At 66.2% G+C, this 26,685-nt stretch carries 18 protein-coding genes and 2 pseudogenes; 12 read left to right on the top strand and 8 right to left on the bottom strand.

The features are described from left to right. Window positions 1–212 (top strand): annotated as a pseudogene (locus tag CH251_RS27785) (citrate:proton symporter); the annotation flags it as partial. On the opposite strand, the pseudogene CH251_RS04060 reads toward CH251_RS27785, so the two are convergent. Further along, window positions 206–655: pseudogene (locus CH251_RS04060) on the bottom strand (SLC13 family permease); the annotation flags it as partial. The pseudogenes CH251_RS27785 and CH251_RS04060 overlap by 7 nt on opposite strands. 168 nt (window positions 656–823) lie before the next feature. On the opposite strand from CH251_RS04060, the gene CH251_RS04065 reads away from it, so the two are divergent. Together CH251_RS04065 and CH251_RS04070 are read left to right on the top strand one after the other, a co-directional pair. Beyond that, on the top strand, window positions 824–2,488 hold the full coding sequence (locus CH251_RS04065; protein WP_094611962.1) for a sensor histidine kinase: 1,665 nt from the start codon (window positions 824–826) through the stop codon (window positions 2,486–2,488). Further along, complete coding sequence (locus tag CH251_RS04070; protein ID WP_094611963.1) at window positions 2,485–3,141, top strand: response regulator; 657 nt, start codon at window positions 2,485–2,487, stop codon at window positions 3,139–3,141. The genes CH251_RS04065 and CH251_RS04070 overlap by 4 nt, the downstream gene beginning before the upstream one ends. On the opposite strand, the gene CH251_RS04075 is transcribed toward CH251_RS04070, so the two are convergent. Beyond that, entirely contained in the window at window positions 3,124–4,506 is a 1,383-nt protein-coding gene (locus CH251_RS04075; RefSeq protein ID WP_094611964.1) for an MFS transporter, read from the bottom strand. The two genes, CH251_RS04070 and CH251_RS04075, sit on opposite strands and share 18 nt — an antisense overlap. Window positions 4,507–4,580: 74 nt before the next feature. Between CH251_RS04075 and CH251_RS04080 the strand changes: the two genes are divergently transcribed. Beyond that, on the top strand, window positions 4,581–5,105 hold the full coding sequence (locus CH251_RS04080) for a helix-turn-helix domain-containing protein (protein ID WP_094611965.1): 525 nt from the start codon (window positions 4,581–4,583) through the stop codon (window positions 5,103–5,105). A 19-nt stretch (window positions 5,106–5,124) separates the two neighbouring features. Here the strand turns inward: CH251_RS04080 and CH251_RS04085 are convergent, their stop codons facing one another. Then, window positions 5,125–5,550, bottom strand: a complete 426-nt coding sequence (locus CH251_RS04085; RefSeq protein WP_094611966.1) for an HIT family protein — start codon at window positions 5,548–5,550, stop codon at window positions 5,125–5,127. An 89-nt stretch (window positions 5,551–5,639) separates the two neighbouring features. Between CH251_RS04085 and CH251_RS04090 the strand changes: the two genes are divergently transcribed. From CH251_RS04090 to CH251_RS04110, 5 genes are all read left to right on the top strand, one after another. Continuing rightward, on the top strand, window positions 5,640–6,893 hold the full coding sequence (locus tag CH251_RS04090) for a bifunctional glycosyltransferase family 2/GtrA family protein (protein ID WP_094611967.1): 1,254 nt from the start codon (window positions 5,640–5,642) through the stop codon (window positions 6,891–6,893). Further along, window positions 6,890–8,932 carry a glycosyltransferase family 39 protein gene (locus tag CH251_RS04095; protein WP_094611968.1) on the top strand — a complete coding sequence of 681 codons (2,043 nt, stop codon included), beginning with the start codon at window positions 6,890–6,892 and terminating at the stop codon, window positions 8,930–8,932. Before CH251_RS04090 ends, CH251_RS04095 begins: the two co-directional genes overlap by 4 nt. A gap of 78 nt (window positions 8,933–9,010) precedes the next feature. Then, window positions 9,011–10,261, top strand: a complete 1,251-nt coding sequence (purD, locus tag CH251_RS04100; RefSeq protein ID WP_094611969.1) for a phosphoribosylamine--glycine ligase — start codon at window positions 9,011–9,013, stop codon at window positions 10,259–10,261. Between the two features lie 155 nt (window positions 10,262–10,416). Continuing rightward, window positions 10,417–11,253 (top strand): DUF559 domain-containing protein, encoded by an 837-nt coding sequence (locus tag CH251_RS04105; protein WP_094611970.1) that lies wholly within the window; start codon window positions 10,417–10,419, stop codon window positions 11,251–11,253. Window positions 11,254–11,357: 104 nt separating this feature from the next. Then, entirely contained in the window at window positions 11,358–12,551 is a 1,194-nt protein-coding gene (locus CH251_RS04110; RefSeq protein ID WP_094611971.1) for a pyridoxal phosphate-dependent aminotransferase, read from the top strand. Between the two features lie 18 nt (window positions 12,552–12,569). Here CH251_RS04110 and CH251_RS04115 read toward each other — a convergent pair whose 3' ends face one another. Continuing rightward, entirely contained in the window at window positions 12,570–13,601 is a 1,032-nt protein-coding gene (locus CH251_RS04115) for a low specificity L-threonine aldolase (RefSeq protein ID WP_094611972.1), read from the bottom strand. A 49-nt stretch (window positions 13,602–13,650) separates the two neighbouring features. Here CH251_RS04115 and CH251_RS04120 point away from each other — a divergent pair, with 49 nt between their 5' ends. Then, window positions 13,651–14,289, top strand: a complete 639-nt coding sequence (locus tag CH251_RS04120) for a TetR/AcrR family transcriptional regulator (protein WP_094611973.1) — start codon at window positions 13,651–13,653, stop codon at window positions 14,287–14,289. Window positions 14,290–14,419: 130 nt separating this feature from the next. Here CH251_RS04120 and CH251_RS04125 read toward each other — a convergent pair whose 3' ends face one another. Next, on the bottom strand, window positions 14,420–15,070 hold the full coding sequence (locus tag CH251_RS04125; RefSeq protein WP_094611974.1) for a DsbA family protein: 651 nt from the start codon (window positions 15,068–15,070) through the stop codon (window positions 14,420–14,422). Window positions 15,071–15,201: 131 nt separating this feature from the next. Here CH251_RS04125 and purB point away from each other — a divergent pair, with 131 nt between their 5' ends. Next, window positions 15,202–16,620: an adenylosuccinate lyase gene (gene purB / locus CH251_RS04130; RefSeq protein WP_094611978.1), complete on the top strand. Its 1,419-nt coding sequence runs from the start codon at window positions 15,202–15,204 to the stop codon at window positions 16,618–16,620. On the opposite strand, the gene CH251_RS04135 is transcribed toward purB, so the two are convergent. Beyond that, a complete protein-coding gene (locus CH251_RS04135; protein WP_094611975.1) occupies window positions 16,621–17,412 on the bottom strand; it encodes an HAD-IIA family hydrolase in 792 nt (263 codons plus the stop codon). A 68-nt stretch (window positions 17,413–17,480) separates the two neighbouring features. Here CH251_RS04135 and CH251_RS04140 point away from each other — a divergent pair, with 68 nt between their 5' ends. After that, complete coding sequence (locus CH251_RS04140; RefSeq protein ID WP_032395945.1) at window positions 17,481–17,897, top strand: HIT family protein; 417 nt, start codon at window positions 17,481–17,483, stop codon at window positions 17,895–17,897. A 69-nt stretch (window positions 17,898–17,966) separates the two neighbouring features. Here CH251_RS04140 and CH251_RS04145 read toward each other — a convergent pair whose 3' ends face one another. Next, window positions 17,967–19,082: an ABC transporter substrate-binding protein gene (locus CH251_RS04145; protein WP_143537945.1), complete on the bottom strand. Its 1,116-nt coding sequence runs from the start codon at window positions 19,080–19,082 to the stop codon at window positions 17,967–17,969. A gap of 49 nt (window positions 19,083–19,131) precedes the next feature. After that, a partial coding sequence (locus CH251_RS04150) for a non-ribosomal peptide synthetase (RefSeq protein WP_094611977.1) occupies window positions 19,132–26,685 on the bottom strand: 7,554 nt, incomplete at its 5' end.

A 26,685-nucleotide genomic window follows, 5' to 3' on the forward strand; every position in this document is an offset into this window, starting at 1 on the left:
TCATCATCGTCACGTCAGCGCTGCTGCCGCTCTACCTCAAACTCGGTGTCAGCCCGGTCATTCTGACGGTCGTCGCCGGTCTCGCCAACGGCACGATGAACATCATTCCGTGGGGCGGCCCGACGGTTCGCGCCGCATCCGCTCTCGGAATCTCCCCGTCCGACGTCTTCGTTCCGATGGTTCCCTCGATGATCGTCGGCCTGATCATCGTGCCGTTGGCGAGACCGGCGACGACCGTCAGAATGACCGGGCTGACACCGAGTTTGAGGTAGAGCGGCAGCAGCGCTGACGTGACGATGATGAACGTGGTGGAGCCGTCACCGTCGAGCGAGACGACCATGGCCAGAATGGCAGTTCCGACAACGAGTTTCATCGGATCGTTGCGCACCAGGCGCAGAATGCCGCGCACCAGTGGGTCGAACAGTCCGACGTCGATCATGATGCCGAAGAAGATGATGGCGAAGAACAGCAGGGCCGCGGTGGGGGCCAGCGACTTGATGCCGTCGGTGATCATGTCACCGATGCCGAGCCCCGCGCCGGCCAGCAGACCGAAGATGACGGGTACGAGGGTGAGTGCGACGACGGGCGTGGCTCTCTTGGTCAGGATCAAGAACATGAAGGCGGCTACCATGAGGAAGCCGAGTATCACCAACATCGTGCACTCCTTCTCGAATGTGTGAGGTGGGTCCGGTTGGACTGCGTGTGTGACTGAAGTTACGTAACCGGCATCACATGGTCGCTGTTGTGCGCACTACCCGCGCAAGCAACGTAAAGAGCCTTTTGCGCATTGTGCTCGAGCCCGCCCGGCGCATAGCCTGGGTGAGTGCGATTGAGGACCCAGGTGCTGTTGTTGCAGGCAGCGCTGGTGGCGGTGGCCCTGGCAGTGGCGTTCGGGGTGTTCGCGATCAGCAGTGGCAGGCAGGCGAGCGAGGAGTACGGCGAGCGTGCGCTCGCGGTTGCCCGGACGGTGGCGTCGGACCCGGAGGTGCGCTCTCTGGTCGAGCAGTTCTCGGCAGTCGACACCGCCGGTACCGACGCCGCGCCCGCGGGAGTGCTGGCGGGTGGGGCGTTGCAGCGCGCGGCCGAGGGCGCCCGCACTCGCACCGACGCCCTGTTCGTCGTCATCACCGACGATCGGGGTCTGCGGTTGGCGCACCCCGATCCGACGGTGCTGGGCCGGCGGGTGAGTACCGATCCTTCGGGTGCATTGGCGGGCAACGAGGTGGTCGAACAGGAGCGCGGCACGCTCGGCGACTCCGTACGCGCGAAAGTGCCTGTGCTGGCGCTCGGTTCGACCGACATGGTGGTCGGCGAAGTGAGCGTGGGCATATCGACCACGGCCGTGCGTACCGAGCTGGTGAAGGATCTGGTCAACGGCGGGTTGGTGACCGGTGCAGTGCTGTTGCTCGGGCTGGCCGGCTCGACCCTGTTGGCACGCAGGTGGAAACGGCTGACGCTGGGGCTGGAGCCGGAGGAGCTCGCCGAACTGGTGCGTGAACAGGAGGCGGTGCTGCACGGCATCGGCGAGGGGGTGGTCGCCATCGACCCGGACGGCGTCGTCACGGTCGTCAACGACGAGGCGCGCACGTTGCTCTCGATCGACGGTAAGCCCGGGATGCGGATCGAGGACATCGGTCTGACTCCGAGGCTGCTCGAGGTCATCGAATCTCCGACGGCCGAACCCGTACTCGCGGCGGTGAACGAGGTCGTGGTCGTCGCAGCCGCCCGAAAAGTGCTGCGTGACAATCGCGATCTGGGTACGGTGCTGACCGTGCGCGACCGAACGGACGTGGAGACACTGACGCGTCAGCTCGACGCCGTGCAATCGATGTCTGCCGTGCTGCGCGCCCAACGCCACGAGTTCGCGAACCGAATGCATCTGGTCAGCGGACTGCTGCACGAGGGCCACCCCGATCGTGCGTCGCAGTACATCGACGACATACTCGGAGTGGGGCCGAGATCGGAAACCGTCGAGGGTATCGATGCCGTGTCCGACGCCTATCTGCGGTCGTTCCTGACCGCGAAAGCCGCGCACGCCCGCGAGAGTGGGGTCCGAATGGTGTTGGGCGAGAACACCTGGGTCGGGGGAGAGGTGGCCGTTCCCGTCGACGTGACGACGGTGCTGGGCAATCTCGTCGACAATGCGGTCGATGCGGCCAGGCTGGGAGTCAGGAGGCCGGCCGAGGTGGAAGTGGAACTGGTGCAGGACGGTTCGACCCTGCACATCGTGGTCGTCGATTCCGGCGACGGGGTGGACCTGGAAGTCGATCAGGTGTTCGTGGAGGGAGTCTCGACCAAGTCGACGGCGGACTCGCCGGGCGGCCGAGGGGTGGGATTGGCGCTGAGTCGGCAGATCGCGCGTACCCGCGGCGGCGACGTGACACTGGCCGATGTCGGTGGGCAGATCACCGAAGAGAACGAACGAGGAGGCGCTGTGTTCATCGCGTCGATCCCTGATGCACTACTGACCGACGAGGTGTCGCAATGAGGGTACTGGTGGTGGACGACGATTTCCGGGTCGCGGATCTGCATGCGGTACTGGTGAATTCGCTGGACAACTACGAGGTGGCCGCGGTGGCGACGAGTATCGCCCAGGCACGGGAATTGGCGTCGACGCAGTCGTTCGATCTGGCGCTGGTCGACGTCTATCTGCCCGACGGATCCGGAATCGACCTGGTACGCGAACTCGAGTGCGACGCCGTGGTGCTCTCCGCTGCGGCGGATCAGCAGACGGTCCGCGCGGCAATGACCGCCGGTGCCTGGACGTACCTGATCAAACCGTTTCCGCGCTCGGCGCTGGTCGATCGCCTCACCGGATACCTGACGTACCGCGGCGCTCTTGACCGTTCGGACGAGCTGAGCCAGGCCGACATCGACAGCGGACTCGACGCGTTGCGTCCGCGCGCTGCGGCACCGTTGCCGTCCTCGCAGTCCGTCACCCGTGATCTGGTGCTCGACGCGGTCCGCACGACGGCCGAGCCGATGTCCGCGGGTGAAGTCGCTGCCGCCATAGGCATTTCACGTGCGACGGCGCAGCGCTATCTGGCCACCCTGGTGTCCAAAGGGCGACTGCGCATGCAGCTGCGCTACGGGTCGACCGGAAGGCCGGAGCAGGAGTACTCGCTACCGCCGGGAGCGTGAGGCCGCCACGACCACGGCCCCGAGCACCGATATCGCAGCAGTCACCAAGGCTGCCGTGTTCCAGCCCGTCGTCAGCGCCGCCGCGGAATGCTCGCCCGATGGGACAGCCACCACCGCAACGACGGTGACCCCGATGGCGGAACCGACGTAGCGCGCGGTGTTGTTGGCTCCACTACCCATGCCGCCGCGTCCGGCGGGCACGCTGGCCACGGCCTCGCGTCCGAGAGCGGCGTTGAGTACCCCGCTGGCGACGCCTGCCACGAGCAGTCCTGGCAGCAGTCGCGCCCAGGATGCGTTCTCGGACAACCCCGTGAGCATCAGCATGCCGATCGCAACGCCCGTCAGACCGACTGCAAGTTGCGTTCGGCCGGTCAGTGACGCGGGCAGCCTGCGGGCGAGCAAGGCGGTGACCACGGACGTGGCCGACCACCCGAACAGCAGCAGGGCGGCACCGAGCGCATCGATTCCCAGTACGGTTCCGAGAAATCCGGGCATGTACGACATCAGCGCGATGATGCCGCCGCCGGTGGCCAGCGCGGCGACCGTAGCGGCCAGAAACGGTGGGTGCCGGAAGAGATTCAGATCGAGCATCGCAGTGGCACCGCGCAATTCGAAGACCACAAAAGTGGCCAGCAACAGGGCCGCGAGCACGAAGAGAACGATCGGAGTCACGGCGATCCAACCCTGCCTGCCCTCGACCAGCGCGGCCAGCAACGCGGCAATGCCCGTGGCCAGCAGCAGCGCGCCGACCGGATCGAGGCCACGCGGGGCGTCGGACCTGGATTCTTCGACGAGCACATGCGCGGCGACGGCCAATGCCACCGTGGCGACCGCGAGAACGAAGTAGGCCTCACGCCAACTCGCCCAGCGATCCAGTACGGCGGCGAGCAGCGGACCGAGAGCAATGCCGGCACCCACGCTCGCGCCCCACACCCCGCTCGCCTTCGCGCGCACCGGACCGGCCGGGTGAGTGTGCGCGATGATGCCCAGGCTCGACGCGACGACGGCCGCGCCGCCGAGACCCTGCACAACGCGGGCCAGCACGAAGATCAGAGTGTTGGGGGAGACCGCGCAGACGATCGCGCCGACGGCGAGTACCGCCGCACCGAGCGCGAACGTGCGTCGGCGGCCGAAGTCGTCGGCGACGGTGCCGGTGGTCAGCAGGGCGGCAGCGAGGCCGATGCTCATCGAGCTGAGAATCCAGGTGCGTCCTGCGGCGTCGGACATCAGATCTGCCGCGGTGCTGTTGATGGTCGCCAGTGGTGCGGTGAACGCCATCAGGGTCAGCAGAGTGCCGAGCGCAGCGATGGTGAGCGCTCGGGTGCTGTTCGTGGTGCCGGCGGGCGAGGGTGCAGTGTCGGTCATCGTCGTCCTTTTGGTCTGGTGATCGAACTGTAAACGCCCAACTTGGTTCGGTCAACAGACTGTACTATCGCGTCATGGCACTCGGAATCGACTACGCCCGCCAGGACTGCTCCCTGGCCCGTGCCCTCGAGCTCGTCGGCGAGCGATGGACCATGCTCATCGTGCGCGACTGCTTCTTCGGCGTCCGACGCTTCGGTGACTTCCAGGTCCACCTCGACATCTCCAAGGCAGTTCTCGCGCAACGACTCGGCGCGTTGGTCGACGCCGGACTGCTCGAACGACGAGCCCGTGCCGTCGAGGGCGGACGCGACGACTACGTTCCGACGGCCGCCCTCGAACGACTGTGGCCCGCCGTCTTCGCCCTGAGCTACTGGGGCGAGGAACAGACCGGCAAACCCGCAGGGAAGCGTCGACGATTCCTGCACGCGCCCTGCGGAACCGACCTCGGACCACTGGGGATGTGCCCCGAATGCGGCATTGCGCCGGGGCCGCACGACATCGACACCGACATCGGCCCGGGCTACGACCCCGACACCCGATCCGACGAGGTGTCGATGCACCTGCGAAGGCGTCGACGACTGTTGACGCCCCTGCGCTGAGGCTCTCGCTGCAGAGGCGTCAGCTCGGGACGTGAGCCTCGTGCCCGAGTTCTCGCAACGCCGCCCGCAGCTTGGTCGCCGCCTCGTCCTGCGACTCCGCCGACGGATTCGGATCGGCACCCGAGATGTCGAAGTTGCCCATGTCGTACGCCGGAAACACGTGCAGATGCAGGTGCGGCACCTCGAGCCCGGCGATCAACAGACCGGCGCGGGGTGCGTCGAACGCGGTCCGGGCTGCCTGGCCGATGATCTGGGCGACGGCAGTGATCTTGGCGAACACGGCACCGTCGACGTCCTGCCACTGGTCGATCTCCTCACGCGGAACCACCAGTGTGTGCCCCTGCGTGACCGGCGCGATCGTCAGAAACGCGACCACGTCGTCGTCCTGCCAGACGAAACGTCCCGGGATTTCGCCGGCGATGATCTTGCTGAAAATGGAAGCCATGGGAACAGGATGCCCTATGCGCAGGTCTCCCAGGTGATTGCCAGGTTCGTCGCAGGGTGGGTCCAGCTCAGGGGCCGATTCTGGTCCACATGACAACGAATTCCCTCGCACGAGCAGGCCAGCGGCCCGGCTCGAACGCCACGGCCACTCTCGAGGTGGTCATCCCGGTATACAACGAAGAGGCGGATCTCGAACAGTGCATTCGTCGTCTACACGAGCACCTGGAGGATCGGATCCCGTTCCGGTCGCGAATCACCATCGCCGACAACGCCAGTACCGACGGCACCCTCGCGGTGGCACATCGGCTCGCCGACGAGATCGAGGGAGTTCAGGTTCATCACCTGGACGAGAAGGGCCGCGGACGGGCACTCAAAGCCGTCTGGCTCGCATCGGACGCCGATGTCGTGGCCTACATGGACGTCGATCTGTCGACCGACCTCAACGCTCTGATGCCGCTGATCGCGCCGCTGATGTCCGGTCACTCGGACCTCGCCATCGGATCACGACTCAACCGATCGTCCCGGGTGGTCCGCGGTGCGAAACGTGAATTCATCTCGCGCAGTTACAATCTCATTCTGCGCACGTCGCTGCGAGCGCGCTTCTCGGATGCGCAGTGCGGTTTCAAGGCCATGCGCACCGACGTCGCCCGACAGCTGTTGCCGCTCGTCGAGGACACCGGATGGTTCTTCGACACCGAATTGCTCGTCATCGCAGAGAAAGTCGGCCTGCGTATCCACGAGGTGCCCGTCGACTGGGTCGACGACCCGAACAGCAGCGTCAACATCGTCGACACCGCCGTCAAGGACCTGCAGGGATGCTGGCGCGTCGGCCGCGCCCTGGCCACCGGCGTACTGCCGGTCGCCGAACTGCGTCGAAGCCTGGGACGGGAGCCGCTCGTGCCCGGTGTACCGCACGGAATGATCAGCCAGATGGTGCGATTCGGCATCATCGGCGTCGCCAGCACCGTCGCGTACGCGTTGCTGTATCTCGTGCTGCACTCGTTGATCGGCGCGCAGGCCGCGAACTTCTTCGGACTACTGATCACCGCGGTCCTCAACACTGCGGCCAACCGCGCTTTCACCTTCGGCGTCCGTGGATCGGACGGTGCAGGCAAGCACCAACTGCAGGGACTGGCGATCTTCGGTTTCGCCCTGCTCGTCACCAGTGGATCACTCGCCGTGCTGCACGCCTGGGCACCCGACGTGTCCCGGCACGTCGAACTCGCCGTCCTCATCGTCGCCAATCTCGTTGCCACCGTGTGCCGTTTCGTTGCACTGCGGTGGGTCTTCCGTAGCTCTGCGGACGCAGGCGCGAAGTCCGCGAGCTCGGAGACGGATCTGTGACGACGACGATCGAACGCCCCTCCGCGGACGCGCCGTCCACGCCTGCGACCTCCCCACGGTGGGAGTGGATCGGGCTGATCGCACTGTTGGTCGGCACCGGCGTCGCCTACATCTGGGGCCTCGGTGCCTCGGGGTGGGCCAACTCCTTCTATTCCGCTGCGGTACAGGCAGGTTCGGTGTCGTGGAAGGCCTTCTTCTTCGGATCCTCCGACGCCGCCAACTCGATCACCGTCGACAAGCCCCCGATGTCGCTGTGGCTCATGTCGTTGTCGGTACGCATCTTCGGCCTGAACACCTGGGCGATGCTGGTGCCGCAAGCGCTCCTCGGAGTCGCCTCGGTGGCCCTGTTGCGCGCCACCGTCAAGCGTCGCTTCGGCGGAGCGGCCGGTCTGCTCGCAGGCCTGGTGCTTGCCGTCACTCCGGTTGCCGCACTGATGTTCCGGTTCAACAATCCCGACGCGCTGCTCGTGCTGCTGATGATCGCATCGGTGTGGGCCCTGCTACGAGGCGTCGAGACCGGAAAGACCAAGTGGCTGCTGATCACCGGCATGTTCGTCGGGTTCGGCTTCCTCACCAAGCAGCTCCAGGTGATGCTCGTCGTACCGCCGCTGGCGTTGACCTACCTGATCGCCGGACCGCCGAAGTTTCTCACCCGGCTGATGCAGTTGTTCGGTGCACTCGGCGCGATGATCGTCTCGGCCGGATGGTGGATTCTGATCGTGGAATTCTGGCCGGCATCGTCGCGGCCCTGGGTCGGCGGTTCGCAGAACAATTCGATCCTCGAACTTACGCTCGGCTACAACGGATTCGGCCGGCTCAGCGGTGACGAAACCGGGAGTGTCACCCCCGGCCGCGGCGGTATGGGCGGCGACATGGCCGGGGGCATGGCGGGCGGGATGCCCGGTGGAATCTGGGGAGAGACCGGCATCTTCCGCATGTTCGACGCCTCCCAGGGCGGCCAGATCGCCTGGCTCATCCCGGCCGCGTTGATCCTGTTCGTGGTCGGACTCGTGTTGCGCGGCAGGTCACCTCGAACCGACGGCGAGCGAGCGTCACTGATCGTCTGGGGATCGTGGCTGCTCGTGACGGGCCTGACCTTCAGCTTCATGGCAGGCATCTTCCACGCGTACTACACCGTTGCGCTCGCACCCGCGGTTGCCGCACTGATCGGCATCGGCAGCGTGATGCTGTGGCGTCGACGCGACACGTACTGGGTACGCATCGCGATGGCCGTCGCGGTGGCGTCGACCGTGGCGATGGCGTGGGTGTTGCTGCGCCGCAGTGAGAGTTTCGTACCGTGGTTGAAGTGGGCGATTCTCGTCGTCGGAATTCTCGCGGTCGTCGCGCTGCTCGTCCCCGCGCTGACCCGCGGCAGGCTGGCTGCGGCGTCGATCCTGGCGGTGATGTTCGCCGGACTGGCCGGCCCGACGGCATACGCCGTCGACACGGTCAGCACTCCACACAACGGATCCATCGTCTCGGCCGGGCCCAACACCGGCATGCGCGGGTTCGGCGGTATGGGCGAGGGTCGACGAGGCCAAGGCGGTATGCCGGGCGGAATGCAGTTGCCGGCCGGCGTCCAGCTACCGGCCGGGATGCAGCCGCCGGCCGGATTCACGGGTCAGGCAGGCACTCCCGGCCAGATGCTGGGCGGCGCCGAGATGGGCGGCATGGGCGGCGCAATGGGCGGTCTTCTCGAAGGCAGTAAGCCGACCGATGCGATCACCGAGATGCTCGAGCAGGACGCCGACTCCTACACCTGGGTGGCAGCGGCCATCGGAGCCAACACGGCGGCCGGCTATCAATTGGCCACCGAGGAGCCCGTCATGCCCGTCGGCGGGTTCAACGGCACCGACCCGTCGCCGACTCTCGCCGAATTCCAGCAGTACGTCGCCGAAGGACAGATCCACTACTTCATCGGCGGCGGAGGGATGCCGGGAATGGAGTCGGGTACCTCGGCGGAGATCTCCGCCTGGGTCACCGAGAACTTCACCGCGACCACGGTCGACAACGTGACGTTCTACGACCTCACGCAGTAACACCGAACCACCACGAAAGAGCCCCGCACCATGACAGGTGCGGGGCGCTTTCGCGTCGAGCAGATAGTCTGATGCACTGTGCGCGTACTAGTCATTGGTTCCGGTGCTCGTGAGCACGCCCTTCTACTTGCGTTGAAGGCCGATCCGTCGGTCGAGAAGCTGTTCGTGGCTCCCGGCAACGCAGGCACCGCGAAGCTCGCCGAGCAGCACGTGGTCGATGTCGCCTCCGGTGAGGCGGTGACCGCGCTGGCGAAGAAACTCGACGCCGATCTGGTCGTCATCGGACCGGAGGTTCCGCTGGTACTCGGTGTGGCCGACGCTCTCCGCGAGGCAGGCATCGCCGCATTCGGTCCGTCCGCAGACGCCGCTCGCATCGAAGGATCCAAGGCCTTCGCCAAGGACGTGATGGCAGCAGCGGGTGTCCGCACCGCGCACAGCGAAATCGTCGACTCGCCCGCCCTGCTCGACGCAGCCCTCGACCGTTTCGGCCCCAACTGGGTGGTCAAGGACGACGGCCTGGCCGCAGGCAAGGGTGTCGTCGTCACCACCGACCGCCTGATTGCGCGCGATCACGCCGCCGAACTCCTCGAGAACGGCCACCCGGTGCTGCTCGAATCGTTCCTCGACGGACCCGAGGTGTCCCTGTTCTGCCTCGTCGACGGCGAGACCGTGGTTCCGCTGCTGCCCGCGCAGGACCACAAACGCGTCGGCGACGGAGACACCGGACCCAACACCGGCGGCATGGGCGCGTACACCCCGCTGCCGTGGTTGCCCGAGGGTGCCGTCGACGAGATCGTCCGTGATGTGGTGAAACCCGTTGCCGCCGAGATGGTGCAGCGCGGCGTACCGTTCTCCGGTCTGCTGTACGCCGGTCTGGCGATGGGTGTCGACGGCCCGGCGGTCGTCGAATTCAACTGCCGCTTCGGTGATCCCGAGACCCAGGCGGTGCTGGCGCTGCTCGAGTCACCTCTCGGTGAGGTGCTGAACGCGACGGCGACCGGCACGCTCGCCTCACTTGCGCCGTTGCGCTGGAAGGACGGCGCGGCCGTCACCGTCGTCATCGCCGCCGAGAACTACCCCGGTCGCCCGCGCACCGGTGACGAGATCCTCGGCTCCGACGGGGAAGGCGTCCTGCATGCAGGAACCGCAGTCAAGGACGGCGCGGTCGTCTCCGCGGGCGGACGCGTGCTGAGCGTGGTCGGCACCGGATTCGACCTCACCGCAGCCCGAGACGACGCCTACTCCCGTATCGCGGGAATCCGATTGCCGGGCAGTCACTTCCGAACCGACATCGGCCTGGCTGCGGTGGAGGGTCGAATCGCGCTGTAGGTGCGCTGAGTGTCCACTATTTCGCCTAGCACACGCGATCCCGTGTGCCGGCCGAAAAAGTGGACACTCACGTCAGTTGTCCACAGGTAGCTGCGTTATCCACATTTCTCGAATCACGAGCCCACGGGCAGCTATTCGACGCCAGGCTGTCACTCATGGGGGTTTACACGAGGCAGCAGCTACTGGACACCGGCGTCAGCGAGGGCGCCATCGCATACCGGACAGGAGTCGGAACACTGACTCGGTTACTGCCGAGCATCTATTGCACCGGCGAACCGACGTATCGCGACCGTTGTGTTGCCGCGACGCTCTGGCAACCGCATGCCGTGCTCAGCCATCTCAGTGCGGCGTGGTGGTGGAACCTGCTCGACCGCGAACCCGAGCAGGTGGAGATCACCGTGCCTCGTGACACCCGAGCACGCGGCCCGAAGTGGCTGCGGGCGCACCGGCGAAGTCTCACCGAGTCGAGCTTCGCAGACGGTCTGCCGGTGGTGACCATCGAGCAGTCCATCGTCGATGTCGCCGTCTCGCTGACCCGACCCGATCTGGAGAAGTTCTTCGACTCTGCACTGAGTCGCGCGGTGAGCTGGCGCGGAGTTGCAGTGCAATGCGAGAAGTCGGCGGGGATGGCCGGCATCACCGAAGTGAGAAGGCAGCTGCGACTGTGCTGCCCGCGGACTCTGTCCGAACCGGAACGCATCGTGGCCCGGGCGCTGACGGCGGCGGGCTACTTTCTCGAGATCAACGCGGAGGTGGGGCCGTACTACGCCGATCTGATGGATCGACGAGCACGGGTGATCGTCGAAATCGATGGACGTGAATTCCACAGTGCACCGGGTGTGTTCACCAACGACCGGGTGCGCCAGAATGCGCTGCAACTCGACGGCTGGCTGGTGCTGCGCTACTCGGCGGCGATGGTGCTGACCGACCTGGACTATGTGGTGCGGCAAATCATCGACACCGTGCGGCGTCGCCGGAAGGCACTGACGTGAGTGTCCACAATTTGGGCTCTCGGACGGGATCCCGTGCCTGCGTCGAAATAGTGGACACTCAGTGCACCTGCGCCGAGCCGGTAGGGATCAGTAGGGTCGAAACAATGCACAGTGAATCGCAGCGATCGATGGTCGAGCCGTTCCATGTGATGGATGTGTTCGCCGCGGCAGCCGAGCGGGCGCGCACTCACGGCGACGTGCTCTCACTTGCTGCAGGTCAGCCCTCCACCCGAGCGCCCGCGCCGGTATTGCGCGCCACTCGCGAGGCCCTCGATGCGCACCTGCTCGGGTACACCGAGACACTGGGCATTCTGCCGCTGCGTCGCGCGATCGCCGAGTACCACAGCGCGCGGTACGGCATCACCGTCGACGCCGACGACGTGGTGATCACCACCGGGTCGTCGGGCGCGTTCACGTTGCTGTTCCTTGCTGCGTTCGACGCGGGAGACACCGTCGTCATGGCCCGCCCTGGCTATCCGGCGTATCGAAACACGTTGGCGGCGTTGGGCTGCCGCGTCGTCGAACTCGACTGTTTGGAGAACACGCGGTTCCAACCGACCGTCGCCATGCTCGAGGAACTGCCCGAGCCGCCCGCCGGACTCATCATCGCGAGCCCCGCCAATCCCACCGGCACGATCATCGACCCCGACGAGCTGGCCGCGATCGCGCGTTGGTGTGACGAGCACGGAACTCTGCTGATCTCGGACGAGATCTATCACGGTATCGCCTACGGGGACGCGCGTACGTCGAGCGCCTGGGAGACCTCCACGGAATCCGTCGCCATCGGATCGGTGTCGAAGTACTTCTCGATGACCGGCTGGCGGCTGGGATGGATGCTGCTGCCGACGCGATTGCGCAGAGCCGTCGAACGATTGGCGTCGAACATGACGGTCTGCCCACCGGCGATCTCCCAGGTCGCCGCCATCGCGGCGTTCACCGAGGAGTCCCGCGTCGAGCTGGATTCACATGTCGAGCGCTACGCCGTCAACCGCCGAATTCTGCTCGACGGTCTGCCGGCCATGGGTATCACCGACCTCGCACCGGCCGATGGTGCCTTCTACGTGTACGCCGACATCGCGCACCTGACGAGCGATTCGCGGAACTGGTGTGCGCGAGTGCTTTCCGAGACCGGGGTCGCATTGGCACCGGGGGTCGATTTCGACACCGTGCGCGGAAACCACACCGTGCGCTTCTCGTTCGCCGGCACCACCGCCGACGTCGAGGAGGCGTTGGAGCGCCTTCGGGTCGTGAACGAGGTGCCTTGGGGTCGTTCCGCAGGCTCCACTCCTGCCTCGTAGCAGGCTACGAAGTGCCGCTCACGTGCGGCGCAGCCGCTCCAGCGCCTCGGAGATGTCGGCGGCGTCGACGTCGCGGTGGGTCACGAAGCGCACCTTGCCCGCGACTGTCACCGCGGCGATACCCAGCTCGGCCAGCTCCGCGACCGTCGACGCCGGGTCGGGAACCGTTGCGAGCACGATGTTCGTCTCCGGCTCGGTTACCTCCCAGCCTCGCTCGCGCAGTCCGGAAGCGAGGGTCGACGCGTTGGCGTGATCGGCGGCCAGATCGCCGATCCGATCCAACGCCACGAGCCCGGCGGCAGCCAGGACGCCACCCTGACGAACGCCGCCGCCCAACATCTTTCGGACACGTCGAGCCTCGTGGATACGCGCGGAATCCGAGACCAACATCGAACCGACCGGCGCGCCGAGGCCCTTGCTCAGGCATACCTGCACCGTGTCTGCACCGGCAGCGAGCGACGCGATCGGAACATCGAGGGCGACAGCGGCATTCCACAGTCGCGCGCCGTCCAGGTGCACCTTCAGTCCGCAGTCACGCCCGACGGCAACGAGATCCGACCACTCGTCCGGCCCGAACACGGTGCCGCCTGCGAAGTTGTGGGTGTTCTCGAGCGACAGCAGCGTCGTCCGCAGCGCGAAGTACGGTCCGCCGCCACCGGCTTTCGCGCGAACGGTCGACGCGAGGGGACGGCCGGGCCCGGCGTCGTGGGGGAGGGCGTCGGGCATCCCGCCCGCCAACCATGCCGCGGTGCCGAGCTCGGATCCCAGCACATGGGCGTGCTCGGGTGCCAGGAAGCGATCGCCGCGCTGCAGATGCAGCATCAGCGCGATGATGTTGCCCATCGAACCCGACGGAACCCACAGGGCCGACTCGAATCCGAGCAGACCTGCCACGGCTTCTTCCAGTGCCGCCATCGTCGGATCGTGATCGAGGACGTCGTCGCCCACTTCGGCGTCGGCCATGGCTTTTCGCATGACCGAATCGGGTCGGGTGATGGTGTCGGAGCGAAGGTCGATCGTTCGATGTGCCACGACCACTGACAATTCCATAGCTCGAAAGCAGTCCGACGAACGGCCTCGAGCTGGCACGATGACTTGAATGTCCGCAGGTCCGACCGAGTCGCAGCACAAGGTGTCGGGTGCGACTCCGAAGGGGGTGCGCCGCCGGCAGGCACTGGCGTCGGCGGCTGCGGACCTTCTCGTCGAAGGCGGATTCGACGCGGTGCGGCACCGTTCCGTGGCCGCACGAGCCGGGCTCCCGCTTGCGTCGACCACCTACTATTTCGAGTCCCTCGGTGACCTGGTGGCCGCGGCGGTCGACGTCGTCGGCACCCGCGAGATCGACGTGATGCGCGGCCGCATCGAGGACGAGGGCAAGTGCTCGAACGAAATGGAGTCGACGGTCGATCTCATCGTCGACCTGCTGATCGGACCACAGGACGGTCACGAGCAGCTGATCGCGAGATACGAACGCTTCATCGCCTCGGCACGCCATCCCGAGCTGCGAGAGGTGCAGCTGCGGCTGCGCGCCCAGATCGACGACCTGCTCACCGACGTCCTGCGCAGATCGGGTCGAACCGTGCAGGAAGAGCAGCTTCGACGACTCGTGGCGGTGGTGGACGGAGCCGTCGTCGGAGCGCTCAGCGAAGTGGACCCCGACCCCCGCCACATGGCCCGAAGCATGCTGCTCGCCGTCATCGACATCGTCGCTCCTGCGGAACAGATGTCGGCCGATTGACCTAGCTCGGCCGAGATGTTCGGCCCCAGCCCGGTCTAGTCGGTATCTGCGTCGTGGATCGGTGGCACCTCGCACACGCCGTCCGTGCAGACAGGGCCGTGGTCGTCGCCGACGATCTCCAGAGGACCGCTCATGAGCCTGCCGCGGCCTTCGCCAGGACGTCGGCGAACACCGACGGGGCCTGCGCGCCCGAGACACCGAGCCGTCCGTCGATCACGAAGAACGGCACACCGTTGATCCCGTAGGCGATGGCCTGCTCCTTGTCCGCGCGCACTGCCGGCAGGAATTCCTCGGACGTCAGCGCCTCGACCACCTCGTCACGGTCGAGGCCGATCTCCGCGGCCAGGTCGGCGAGGTCATCGGTGCGGCCGACGTGGCGGCCCTCCTCGAAGTAGGCGGCCAGAAGGCGTTCTTTCATTTCGACCTGCTTGCCCTTCGACTTGGCGAAGTGCAGGAGTTCGTGCGCCTTGACGGTGTTGGTGTGCTGCAGGGCGTCGAAGTCGTACGCGAGCCCCTCGCCTGCGGCCAGCTCGGTCATCTGCCCCAACATCTGGGTGACCTGGTCGGCCGGCATGCCTTTGTGGGAGACGAGAAAATCGACCTCGCTGCCGTCGAAGTCGACCGGTGTGTCGGGTGCCAGCTCGAACGAGTGGAACTCCACCTCGAGCGTTCCGCCCCCGGCGGTGAACTCCGCAGCGCCTGCCTCGAAACGGCGCTTGCCGACGAAGCACCACGGGCATGCGATATCGGACCAGATGTCGACCTTCACTGTTCGGCTCACGGCGGCTGCAACATCGGAATGCGCTGCGGTTATTCCGCGCTACGGCGATAGTCTCGATGCCCGGTCCGACGGTCGAATTCGAGTCCGACCTGATCCGAGACCGACAACTGCGCCACGTAAGCTGGACGCTCGTGAGCATCCCGAATGTCCTGGCCACCCGCTACGCGAGTCCCGAACTGGTGGAGCTGTGGTCTCCGGAGCACAAGATCGCCCTCGAACGCCAACTGTGGATCGCCGTGCTGCGTGCGCAGTCCTCCCTCGGAGTCGACGTCCCCAACGCTGCGATTGCCGATTACGAAGCCGTCGTCGACCAGGTGGACCTCGCGTCGATCGCCGAGCGTGAGCGCGTCACCCGCCACGACGTCAAGGCCCGCATCGAGGAGTTCAACGCCCTCGCCGGCCACGAGCACATCCACAAGGGGCTCACCAGTCGCGACCTCACCGAGAACGTCGAGCAGCTGCAGATTCTGCGTTCACTCGAACACGTCCACGCGCACGGCGTCGCCGTCGCGAAGCGGTTGGCCGAGCGGGCAGCCGAGTACTCCTCGCTGGTGATGGCCGGCCGCAGTCACAACGTCGCAGCTCAGGCCACCACGCTGGGTAAGCGGTTCGCGTCTGCCGCAGACGAGCTGCTGTTGGCGCTGTCGAGGGTGCAGGAACTGATCGCGCGCTACCCGTTGCGAGGAATCAAGGGCCCGATGGGTACCTCGCAGGACATGCTCGACCTGTTCGGCGGCGACTCCGCCAAGCTCGTCGCGCTCGAGCGCATCGTCGCCGATCACCTCGGTTTCCGGCACACGCTCACCAGCGTCGGCCAGGTGTACCCCCGATCGCTCGACCACGAGGTCGTCTCCGCGCTGGTCCAGATCGGTGCCGGACCGTCCTCGTTCGCGCACACCGTCCGCCTGATGGCGGGCCACGAGCTCGTCACCGAGGGCTTCCAGGCGGGCCAGGTGGGCTCGTCGGCGATGCCGCACAAGATGAACACCCGCTCGTGCGAACGCGTCAACGGCCTGCAGGTGGTGCTGCGCGGCTACGGCTCGATGGCCGCCGAGCTCGCCGGAGCACAGTGGAACGAGGGCGACGTCTTCTGTTCCGTCGTGCGCCGCGTGGCGCTGCCCGACGCCTTCTTCGCCATCGACGGTCTCATCGAGACGTTCCTGACGGTGCTCGACGAATTCGGCGCGTACCCGGCCGTCATCGCGAAGGAACTCGACCGCTACCTACCGTTCCTCGCGACGACCAAGGTGCTGATGGCTGCGGTGCGCGCGGGCGTCGGACGCGAAACCGCACACGAGGCGATCAAGGAACACGCCGTCGCCGTCGCGCTGGCCATGCGTGAGCAAGGCCTCGAACCGGACCTGCTCGACCGCCTGGCCGCCGACGATCGCCTGCCCCTCGATCGCGCTGCCCTCGACGCGGCCCTGGCCGACAAGACGGCCTTCATCGGGGCGGCCGACGCCCAGGTCGCTGCCGTCGTCTCGGCAGTGGAGCGGCTGATCGCGAAGTTCCCGGCCGGGGCGTCGTACACGCCGTCGCCGATTCTGTAGTCAGGAGAGGACGTCGGGCAGGTCGGCGACCGAGTCGATCACGTGGTCGGGTTCCATCGCGAACTCGTCCGTGATGCGTCGATCGAGCACGTCCTGACGGAACTTACCGGTGCGAACCAGCACGCCCGTCATCCCGACGACCTGGGCGGCGAGGACGTCGTTGTCCAGGTCGTCCCCGACCATCACGACATCGTCCGGGTCGACGCCCATCCGCTCGGATGCCGTCCGGAATCCCAGCGGCGCGGGCTTTCCGATGGCCTTCGCCGTATGTCCCGACGCTTGTTCCATCCCGGCGAGGTACATGCCGGTGTCGATGCGCAGTCCGGCGCCGGTGCTCCACATCAGCGATCGATGCATCGCGACGACGGGTATGCCCCGGCACAGCCAGTCGTAGACGCGGCTGAGGCGCTCGTGGGTGAACTCCGGGCCTGCACCGCCGACGACCACGACATCGGGATCCTCGGACGTCTCGTCGACGAATTCGATTCCCGGCATGTCGCCCGCGATCTCACCGTTGTTGATCATGACCACTCGCGCATCCGGATAGTTCTCGCGGAGATGATCGGCGGTGAGCGACGCGGCCGTGACGATTTCGTCCGAATGCACGTCCAGCCCCACCTCGCGCAGTGCCGTAGCGATCTGCTCACGCGTCTTCGACGTCGTATTGGTCAGGAACGCGCGCGCAATGTCCTTGCTGTCCAGGTACTTCAGAGTGTCCGCTGCCCCTGGCACCGCCTGCCACGACGTGACAAGGACGCCGTCGATGTCGAAGAGAACCCCGCCGATGCTCATCGGCAAACAGTAGTCTCCGGGTCCGGGCCCCGCAGCCTCAGAGCGCCGAGCGCCTACGCTCGGTGGCTGTGAACCCCTACACGATTTTCGCCGAGATCATTGCCGGGACGGCCGAGGCGTCGCGCGTCCACGAGGACGAGACTGCACTTGCGTTCATGGACATCAGGCCGCTGACCAGCGGACATGTGTTGGTGGTGCCCAAGCAGCAGTTCCGAACCCTTGCGGAGTTGCCACCCGAGATCGGGGCGCACCTGTTCGTGGTGGGGCAGAAGGTGGCTGCCGCTGTGCGAGCGAGCAATCCGCGTGTCGCGGGCGTCAACTTCTTTCTCGCCGACGGCACGGTGGCCGGTCAGGAAATCTTCCACGTGCACCTGCACGTCATCCCTCGGATGATCGGCGACGGCTTCGGGCTGCGGGCCCGCCCGTCGTCGCCGCAGCGATCCGAACTCGATCGGCAGGCCGCCGAGATCGCGGCTGCCCTGTAGAGAGCGAGGGCCATCACGGGACCACCGGCGGATGCGCGCCGGTGGTCCCGTGAAGGTGGTCGGAACGAACTATTCGGCCGTGACCTTCTTCGCCTTGGACAGTGCGTCGGCGTAGACGTTGATGGTGTTGGTGTAGCGGCTGTAGCTCTTGTTGGCGCCGTAATCCCACAGCACCATCTGTTGGTTGTCGACGGCGGAAATGGTGTCGAAGCCGGGGTAGCGGCTGGGAATGTCGGCGAGCTTCACGTCGGCGGCGTTGGCGACGTCGTGATAGACGAAGGCCACATCGGCGTCGACGGTCGACACGTTCTCCCAGGACACCTTCTTCCAGTACCCGTCGTCGGTACCGTCGGGTGTGTACATCTTCAGTCCCCAGCGCTGGTAGTCGCTGAAGTCGGGGTCCGCCGACGGATCGAGTACGTACGCGACGTCGAGTGGCCAGACACCTACGCCGGTGAGGTCCTGGCGTTCGGAGGCAACCTTCTCGAAGTTCGCGACGGCGGCGTCGTAGTCGGCTTTGATGTCTGCCAGTTGCGGGGTGTCGAGGTCGACTCCGAGTGAGGACGCGAGCCCCGCGTAGTTCTCGATGGTCTTTGCCGTCGATGTCGTGTCCAAGGTGACTCCCAGGGTGGGAGCGAGCTGATCGATGGTGTCGGCCTTGGACGAATCGGCCGTGGTGGTCAGCTTGCCGAATTGCCCGAACCTCGGGTTGAACTCGCCGATGACGAGATCCGGGTCGAGGCTTGCCGCCTTCTCGAAATCGAATGTGCCCCAGCTCTCGCCGACCGATTCGATGCCGGACAGGTCGGAGCAGCTCAGAATGGGGCTGGTGCTCATCGGCGTCGTCGACCAGATGGCGACGGGCTTGATTCCGTACGACATCAGCGCTGCGGCCGATTCCTCGTCGGCGATGATTCTGGTCGGTTGCGAATCGAGCGAGATGGTCCGCCCGCGGCCGTCGGTGTACGTGAACGGTCCTGCTTCTCGATCGACTGTGTCGACGCGGTCGTTCTCGCTGCAGGCGGCCGGGTTCGCGTTCAGGTCGACGACCTGGGTGCCGGCGTCGTCGGTGTCGGTGGTGCCGCTGCTGCACGCAGCCGCAGCGGCGAGCACGAGAACCGCGATGCCTCCGGTGATGGCGCGGGATCCGAATCTGCTGGAAGTGTGGGCTCGGGAGTCGATCATGTGTCTGCTTTCGTAGTCGATAGTGGATGGTGGAACGTGTCGAAGGGGGTCATCTACTCCTCTCGAGGATGTACTGGGCGACGGCAGGGCCGATGGCATTCCATCCGCGTGCCTGCCCGAGTGCGAGGTGCGGCAGATCGTAGGCATCCACCCGAAGTTCACCGCGGATTCGCTCCCGCCACAACGTCTCTCGTTGCGCACCGAAGTCGGGATCGAGCCCTTCGGTGGCGGAGACGAGGAGGGCGTCGCCGTCGAACGGTGCGGGGTCTGCCGAGGCCGTCAACCGGAGGTGGCGTACGTGAGCCGACACGAGTCGCTCTCTGGTGGTGTCGTCGAGCGCACCGAGGAGCGAGTCGCTGCGTACGTAGGCCGCGATGTCCTCGCGCTGGGACTCCAACTGCTCCTGCGCCGGTGCGTCGGACGGAACGATGAACGAATCCAGCAGCACGAGCGACGCGACGGTCTCTCCCGCTGCGCGGAGTCGTGCGGCCACCTCGTGGGCGATCTGGCCGCCGAACGACCACCCGAGCAGGTGGTAGGGGCCGGCGGGCGACACCTCGCGCATTCGGCGGTACTGGTCGTCGACCAGGGCGTCGAACGTGTCGAGTTCGATCTCACCATCGGACAGGTACGGATCCTGCAGGGCCACTACCGAAGTGGAGGCGGGCAGGAAACGCACCAGGCCCATGTAGGACCACGCCAGTCCGCCTGCGGGCTGGAAACAGAACACGGTGTTCGGCCCGGCGTCGCGTAGACGCAACACCGGGTCGAGCATCGTTCCGGATTCCGCTGCCGACGCGGCGATTTCGGCAAGGGCAGCAGGGGTCGGCCGGGCGTAGACGTCTCGAACTCCGACGGATCGGCCGAGCACGGACTCGAGTCGACGCGTCAGGCGGACGACGAGCAGCGAATGCCCGCCGAGTGCGAAGAAGTCGTCGTCGCGGCCCACCCGCGTGGTTCCGAGAATTTCGACGAAGATGTCGGCGATCGCTTGTTCGAGTGCGTTCTCCGCATCGGCCGAGTCCGCAGCCGAGGTATCCCATTCCGGTGCAGGCAGTGCGCGGGTATCCAACTTGCCGTTGACGGTCAGTGGTACGTCGTCGACCACCGTGATGGCGGACGGAACCATGTAGGCGGGAAGTTGCTGACGCAGAGCGGCTTTGACGATCGCAACGTCGATCGCGGCACCCTTCTCGGGGACGAGGTACGCGGCCAGTGCTCGATCTCCGGCCGATCCCGTCACGGTGACGACCGCGGCGCGAGCGACACCATCCTGCGCGGTCAAGACGTTCGCGATCTCGGCGGGCTCGATGCGATAGCCGCGGATCTTGACCTGATCGTCGGCTCGTCCGAGGTAGTCGAGTGTGCCGTCGGGGCGACGCCTCGTCAGGTCACCGGTCCGGTACATCCGTGCGCCCGGTGCACCGAACGGGCAGGCGACGAAACGGTCCGAGGTCATGGACGGCATCGCGAAGTATCCCCGTGCCAATCCCGCTCCGGCCAAATACAATTCGCCGACCGCACCGATGGGTGCCGGTGACAGAGTGGAATCGAGTACGTACGCCGCGGTGTTCGCGATCGGTCGCCCGAGGCTCGGCCGCGCGGTGTCGGCGACATCGGCACCGAGTGCGTTGATCGTGTATTCGGTCGGCCCGTAGAGGTTGTAGCCGTCCACACCGGGGGCGGAGCGCAACGCATCCCACAGCCCGTCTCCGACGGCCTCCCCGCCGAGCGAGACGAACACCACGCCCGTCGCTCCGGAATCGACCGACCCGGATGCCGAATCCTGGCACCGCTCGCGGTCGAGCAGTCCTTGATCAACGAGATGCTCTCCGTACGTGGGCGTCACGTCGAACGCATCGATCCGGTGCTCGTCGTAGTACTCGAGCAGTCGTTCCGGGTCGCGTCGCAGATCCTCGTCGATCACGTGCACCTCGTGGCCCGCGAGCAGCCACAGCAGCTGCTCCCAGGAGGCGTCGAACGAGAACGACGTGGTGTGCGCAATCCTGATCCGTCGTCCGCCCTGACGGAAGAGAACCGGCTCGAAGATGGCGGCCTCGTGGTTGTAGAACATGTTCGTCAGACCTCGGTACGGCACGGCCACGCCCTTGGGCCGTCCGGTGGAACCGGACGTGAAGATGACGTACGCGAGTTGGTCGAGATCGGTGTGTGCGCCGCGATCGTCGTCGGTCACGGCCGCGCCGGATGCGTCGTCGATCGCGTCACGCGACAGATCCAGCAGCACCGTGCTCGGCGCAGTCCGAAGGTGCTCGGGAAGCCGGTCGACGAGAGACGAATCCGTCAGGATCACAGCGGGTTCCGATACTGCGAGCATGTGAGAGATGCGGTCCTGCGGGTGCTCGGGGTCGATCGGTACGTACGCGCTGTGCGCAGCGAACACTGCGAACAACGCGACCACCATGTCCTCGGATCTGGGGAGCAACAACGCGACCCGACGATCCGGCCCTGCTCCGAGCGAGAGCAGAACACGGGCAGTTCGGTTCGCTCGCTCGACCAGTTCTGCGTAGGTCAGAACGGCGTCGCCTGCCCGGACAGCGGGAAACGATGCCGATTTTTCGGCCTGACGCAGCAGCAGGTCGTAGACGGACAACTCCGGGACGGCACGCGCCGTGTCGTTGAAACGGTGCACCAGCAGGTCGCGTTGCGCGTCGGACAGCGGATCGCAGCGTGCGACGAGGCCGTCGACGTTCTTCGTGATCGCGTCGAGCGTCCGGGTGAAGGTGTCGATCCACTCGCGGACCGTCGCTTCGTCGACGACGTCCTCCTGGAACATCACTCGCAGCCCCGCGGTCGGGGCCGAGGTGGGTCCGGCGTCCGGGTTGACGACTATCGACAGCGGGTAGTGCGTCGCGTCGCGAAGCGTGACGTTCTCGACACGCACCCGGCTTTCCGGCGGACCGAACGGTGTTTCCGGTGATATCACCGGGGTGTTCTGGAAGACGAACAGGGTGTCGAACAGCGCGCGGTGTCCCGACATCTGCAGCAGCGCCGACAGGGTGACGTAGGGATGCATCAGATGAAGCAGTTTGTCCTGCTGGACTTTCTGCAGCATCTCGGTCACCGTATGCGACGGGTTCGGGGTGAATCGCGTGGGAAGGGTGTTGAACAGCAACCCGATCGTGGTGTCGATTCCGTCGATCTCGGGTGGGCGTCCCGACACCACCGACCCGAAGAGCACGTCGTCGGTGCCCAGAATGCGACGCAGTGTCATTCCCCATGCCGCCTCGAACACCGTCGAGAGGGTGACGCCCGTGGTGGCAGCAACCTCGAGCAGACCCTGGGACACCACGGGATCCAGGGTGACGCGTAGATCTCGAGAGCTCGCCGACGACGTCGCACCGAGCGATCGGCTGCGCGGAGCGACGAGGGTCGGCTCGTCGATTCCTGCGAGATAGCGCTGCCATTCGAGCTCGGCCGCCGGGAGGTCCTGCCGAGAGAGCCACGCCAGGTAGGTGCCGAAAGATGCTGTGGACCTGCTGCGTTCGGCCTCATCGTCGGTGTAGCTGTCGAGGACGGACATCAAAAAGCGCCAGATCGACCACCCGTCGAGCAGAATGTGCTCCGCCGTGAAGACGAGATGATGATGGGTGGGTCCGTCGGACAGCAGGCCGAAGCGAAGAAGCGGCGGGTTCGAGGCGTCGAACGGGATCGACGCCTGCTCGCGGGCGAACCGGTCGACGTCGCTGCCGCTGCGGTACGTCCACGGAACATCGAACGTCTCCGGAACCACCTGTACCGCGCGATCACCGATCTCGGTGAAACCCACTGCCACGTTGGGGAATTTGTCGAGCGATGCCCTCGCTGCCGCGGCGAGGCGGTCTCGATCGATGTGCCCGGACAGCTCGACCACGGTTTGCGAGACATAGACGTCGGCCTCGCCCTCGCTGCCGGCGAGCAGGTGGAACAGCAGGCCGGTCTGGAGGGGCGAGAGCGGCCACACGTGCCGTACCGTTCCGAAACTCCGCCGCAGCCGAGCCGAATCCACGCCCGACAGCAGGGGAGCAAGGTCCGCCGAATCCTCGTTGCGCCGCGCATCCGCAAGTGCGGTCCGCAAGTGTCGGGCCCAGGTTCGAGCGGCATCCGCCACCGGCAGGCCACCGGGCACCCGGTCTGCGGCCGTCACATGAACTCGAATGGACGAGCCCGTCGTCAACGCGAACGTGGGCACCGAGCTGCGCATCTCCGTGAACTGCTTCGCTCGGCCGATCACGAGAACTACGGTTGCGCGCGGCATGTCCGCGAACACACCGACCGTGTGTTCACTCGTGTGTGCAGCCACGTCGTAGGTCGACGGGTCCGGATCGTCCCTGTGTGCGTTCAGGAATTCGTCGATACTTCGCCGGGCGTCCGCGGAGCTCAGGTGGAACGGATATCTCCTGCGCAGATGCCCGATCGTCCGAGCGTGCCCGTCCCGATCGGGTTCGTCGATCTCGACCAGCCACGCGTCGCCGGCACCGAGATCGGTCAGAGTGCGGGCCAAAGTGATCAGAGCGGCAGCGCGGGTGCGGCCGCTGTCGAACGTGTCTGCAGTGTCGAGCGCATCCGCGGTGTCCCACACGTCTGCATCGGCCGTTCCAGGTTCTCCGGCCGCGAACTCGGTGACGGTGGTTGCCAGCACGTCGTCGCCGAAGTCCAGCCAGGCTTCGGCATGCTCGACGATCCCGAGATCCGTCGCACGAGAATCCAACTCGCGCAGGTAGTCCGCGAAGTCGAGAGTCGAGTCCACCGCGACGGGTGGCCACGACTCGGCATCGACGAACAACGGATGGGCGCGTAGTACGGTGCCGGACTCGGATTCGGTTGCGGTGACCGGTCTCGAGCCGACGTCGATGGTCCCATCGAGCGGGCGTGCGATGGCATCGTCCACCGAGGCGATCGCGATGTGCCGCCCACCGTCGCCGTCGCGAACGAGGGTCATTCGCAGAGCATCGAATTCAGCCAGCAGACGGTAGGCGATGGCCGGGGACCCGCCCGGCACGGTCCATTCGACGCAGGCGTCGTCCGAGATTCCGGCATCGAGCATCCTCAGTTGCGCCGGTGCGAGCTGGGCAGTGCCGGACGATCCTGGGGTGGTCGGCACTGCGATCTCGGCCACCACCAGCCGCGGATGACGAGTTCCCTGCACCAGGACGGCGTGGACACCGGAGAGCAGCGTCCGAGCGGTCGTCTCGGTGAAGAGGGCGCGGTCGTACACGAGGGTGAGCGAGCGTCGGCCGTCGGCTGTGAACCCGATTCCGAACGTGAGGTCGAACTTCGCCGCCAGTGATCCGCCCCCGAATGCCGAACGGGTGGCGACGTGTCCGAAGTTCGGACGGATCGGGCGATCGTCGACGTCCGCGATCATGACCTGGAACAACGGGTTGACACCCGGCGTCCGCGGCGGATCGAGGGTCGCGACAACTGCCTCGAACGGCACGTCGCGGTGGTCGTACGCTTCCAGATTGCTCGAGCGCACTCGGTCGACCAACTCGGTGAACGTCAGCGTGTCGTCGACCGACGCCGAGAGGACGACCGTATTGACGAAAAAGCCGACCGTGCCTGCCAACTGCGCATCGCTGCGACTGTCGACCGCGGTGCCGATCGGGACGATGTCGCCGGCTCCGCTGGCTCGCAACACCAGTGCGACGGCAGTGTGCAAAAGAACGAGTGGGGTGACCGCACTTTCGCTCGTGGATCGATCGATGGCGTCCGACAGTTCCTCGGACAACGGGACGGTTACCAGTTCACCGGTGCCGCCGGCGTCGGCCCTGCGCTCGAAGTCGCGCGGGAGCGCAGTGACCGGCGGCACGTGGCCGAGCCTGCCGATCCAGAAGTCGAGGTCGGACCGATCGGTTGCGGTCTCGCGCTGCCATCGCGCGAACTGTGCGTACGTCGCGGCGGTGTGTGCGGTCGGCGGCAGTGGGTCTGCGGCATTGCCGAGACTGCGGCCGTACGCCGCGGCGAGCTCGTCGACCAGAATTTTCACCGACTCCTGATCGCACGCGATGTGGTGCAGTGTGATTCGTAATCGGGTGGCGTCGCTCGACAGCCGGATCGGCAACTCGGACTGCAGATCGATGGGCGTCGGCGCCGTGACTGTCGATTCGACGCGGAACTTGTAGGCTGCCTCCTCGACCGACAGAACGTGTTGGGTCCAGTCACCCGAACTCGCCGGATACACCGTACGCAGAATAGGGTGTCGCGCAACGAGATCCAGGCCGGCGTGGCGCAGGGCGACGGGATCGAGAGGCTCGTCCGGTTCGAGATCGAGCGTGAGCAGATACGCCGTGGACGGACCGGACAGGCTTTCCAGGAACAGTAGTTGTTCCTGCCCGAACGACACGGGTGCCCCGTCGGCATCCGAGTGGTCACCTGGCCTGCCGACGTGAGCGCCTGCACTGAAATCGATTGCTGCGCCGAGTGCGGCGACCGTTCGATGGTCGAACAACACGGGCAGACCGACGCGGACACCGAATTCGGCATGCAGTGCAACCGCCAGGCGTAGGGCCGACAGCGAATGACCGCCGAGAGAGAAGAAGTCGTCGGACACACCGATGGTCGGCACGGACAGCACCGACGCGAAGACCCGGCACAGACGCGTCTCGATCTCGGTGCGAGGAGCGTCGCGACCCGCGGGGGTCGCTGTCGGTTCCGGGAGCGCTCTGCGGTCGAGTTTGCCGTTCGCGGTGACGGGGACGTCGTCGAGGATGGTCATGTACGTGGGGACCATGTACTCGGGGAGCTTGCTCTGCAACCACGATGTCAGGACCGTCTGCAGCTGGTCGCGATCGACGCCTTCGCGATCCGTGGGGATCGCGTACGCACTCAGCACGTCTCCCGAGTCTCGGTGCAGGACGGTGACCGCGGCGTAGCGCACGGAGGGGTGGTCGGAGAGTGCCGATTCGATGTCTTCCAATTCGAGCCGCATGCCGCGAATCTTGACCTGGTTGTCGGCTCGACCGAGGAAGTCGAGTGAGCCGTCCGAACGCCACCGCGCGAGATCGCCGGTTCGGTACATCGCCGACCCGTCGGCTGCGAACGGGTTGCCCACGAACCGGGCCGCGGTCAGCGCGGGTGCGTTGCGGTATCCGCGTCCGAGCAGCGACCCTGCCGCGTAGAGTTCGCCGCCGCATCCGATCGGGACCGGGCGAAGTCGTGAATCGAGAACGTAGAGTTGAGTGTTGGGGTTCGGCCGACCGATGGACGTGGCGATTCGGTCGTCCGCGTCGTGGTAGATCACATGGGAGACACCGATGGTCGCCTCGGCCGGCCCGTACCCGTGGTAGAGGGTCGTGTCCAGCCGATTCCGAAAGCGGGAGAACAGGTCAGGGGTGAGCACCTCTCCGCCGCACCAGACGTGCCGCAACCCGGACAGGGCGTTGTCGGTGTCGAGGTGCAGCAGTGACTCGAGCATCGACGACACCAGGTAGACGAACGTCACGCGTTCGCGGGCGATGGTGTCGAGGAGGTAGAACGGGTCCCGCTCGCCGCCGTCTTTCGCGACGACGACGCGGCACTGTTCAAGGCACCGTTGGCATTCGACATCTCGATCAACGAGATCCTGCTGCCACTGGTGTGCGGGGGCCGCGTCGTCGTCGCGAAA

It is taken from the genome of Rhodococcus sp. 06-462-5 (assembly GCF_002258315.1).
Classification (GTDB): Bacteria; Actinomycetota; Actinomycetes; order Mycobacteriales; family Mycobacteriaceae; genus Rhodococcoides.

Bases quoted from the DNA above. Each gene is read 5' to 3' on its own strand.
- CH251_RS04070 (WP_094611963.1), top strand. From the start codon at position 2,485: ATGAGGGTACTGGTGGTGGACGACGATTTCCGGGTCGCGGATCTGCAT.
- CH251_RS04075 (WP_094611964.1), bottom strand. From the start codon at position 4,506: ATGACCGACACTGCACCCTCGCCCGCCGGCACCACGAACAGCACCCGA.
- CH251_RS04080 (WP_094611965.1), top strand. From the start codon at position 4,581: ATGGCACTCGGAATCGACTACGCCCGCCAGGACTGCTCCCTGGCCCGT.
- CH251_RS04085 (WP_094611966.1), bottom strand. From the start codon at position 5,550: ATGGCTTCCATTTTCAGCAAGATCATCGCCGGCGAAATCCCGGGACGT.
- CH251_RS04090 (WP_094611967.1), top strand. From the start codon at position 5,640: ATGACAACGAATTCCCTCGCACGAGCAGGCCAGCGGCCCGGCTCGAAC.
- CH251_RS04105 (WP_094611970.1), top strand. From the start codon at position 10,417: ATGGGGGTTTACACGAGGCAGCAGCTACTGGACACCGGCGTCAGCGAG.
- CH251_RS04110 (WP_094611971.1), top strand. From the start codon at position 11,358: ATGCACAGTGAATCGCAGCGATCGATGGTCGAGCCGTTCCATGTGATG.
- CH251_RS04115 (WP_094611972.1), bottom strand. From the start codon at position 13,601: ATGGAATTGTCAGTGGTCGTGGCACATCGAACGATCGACCTTCGCTCC.
- CH251_RS04120 (WP_094611973.1), top strand. From the start codon at position 13,651: ATGTCCGCAGGTCCGACCGAGTCGCAGCACAAGGTGTCGGGTGCGACT.
- CH251_RS04135 (WP_094611975.1), bottom strand. From the start codon at position 17,412: ATGAGCATCGGCGGGGTTCTCTTCGACATCGACGGCGTCCTTGTCACG.
- CH251_RS04145 (WP_143537945.1), bottom strand. From the start codon at position 19,082: ATGATCGACTCCCGAGCCCACACTTCCAGCAGATTCGGATCCCGCGCC.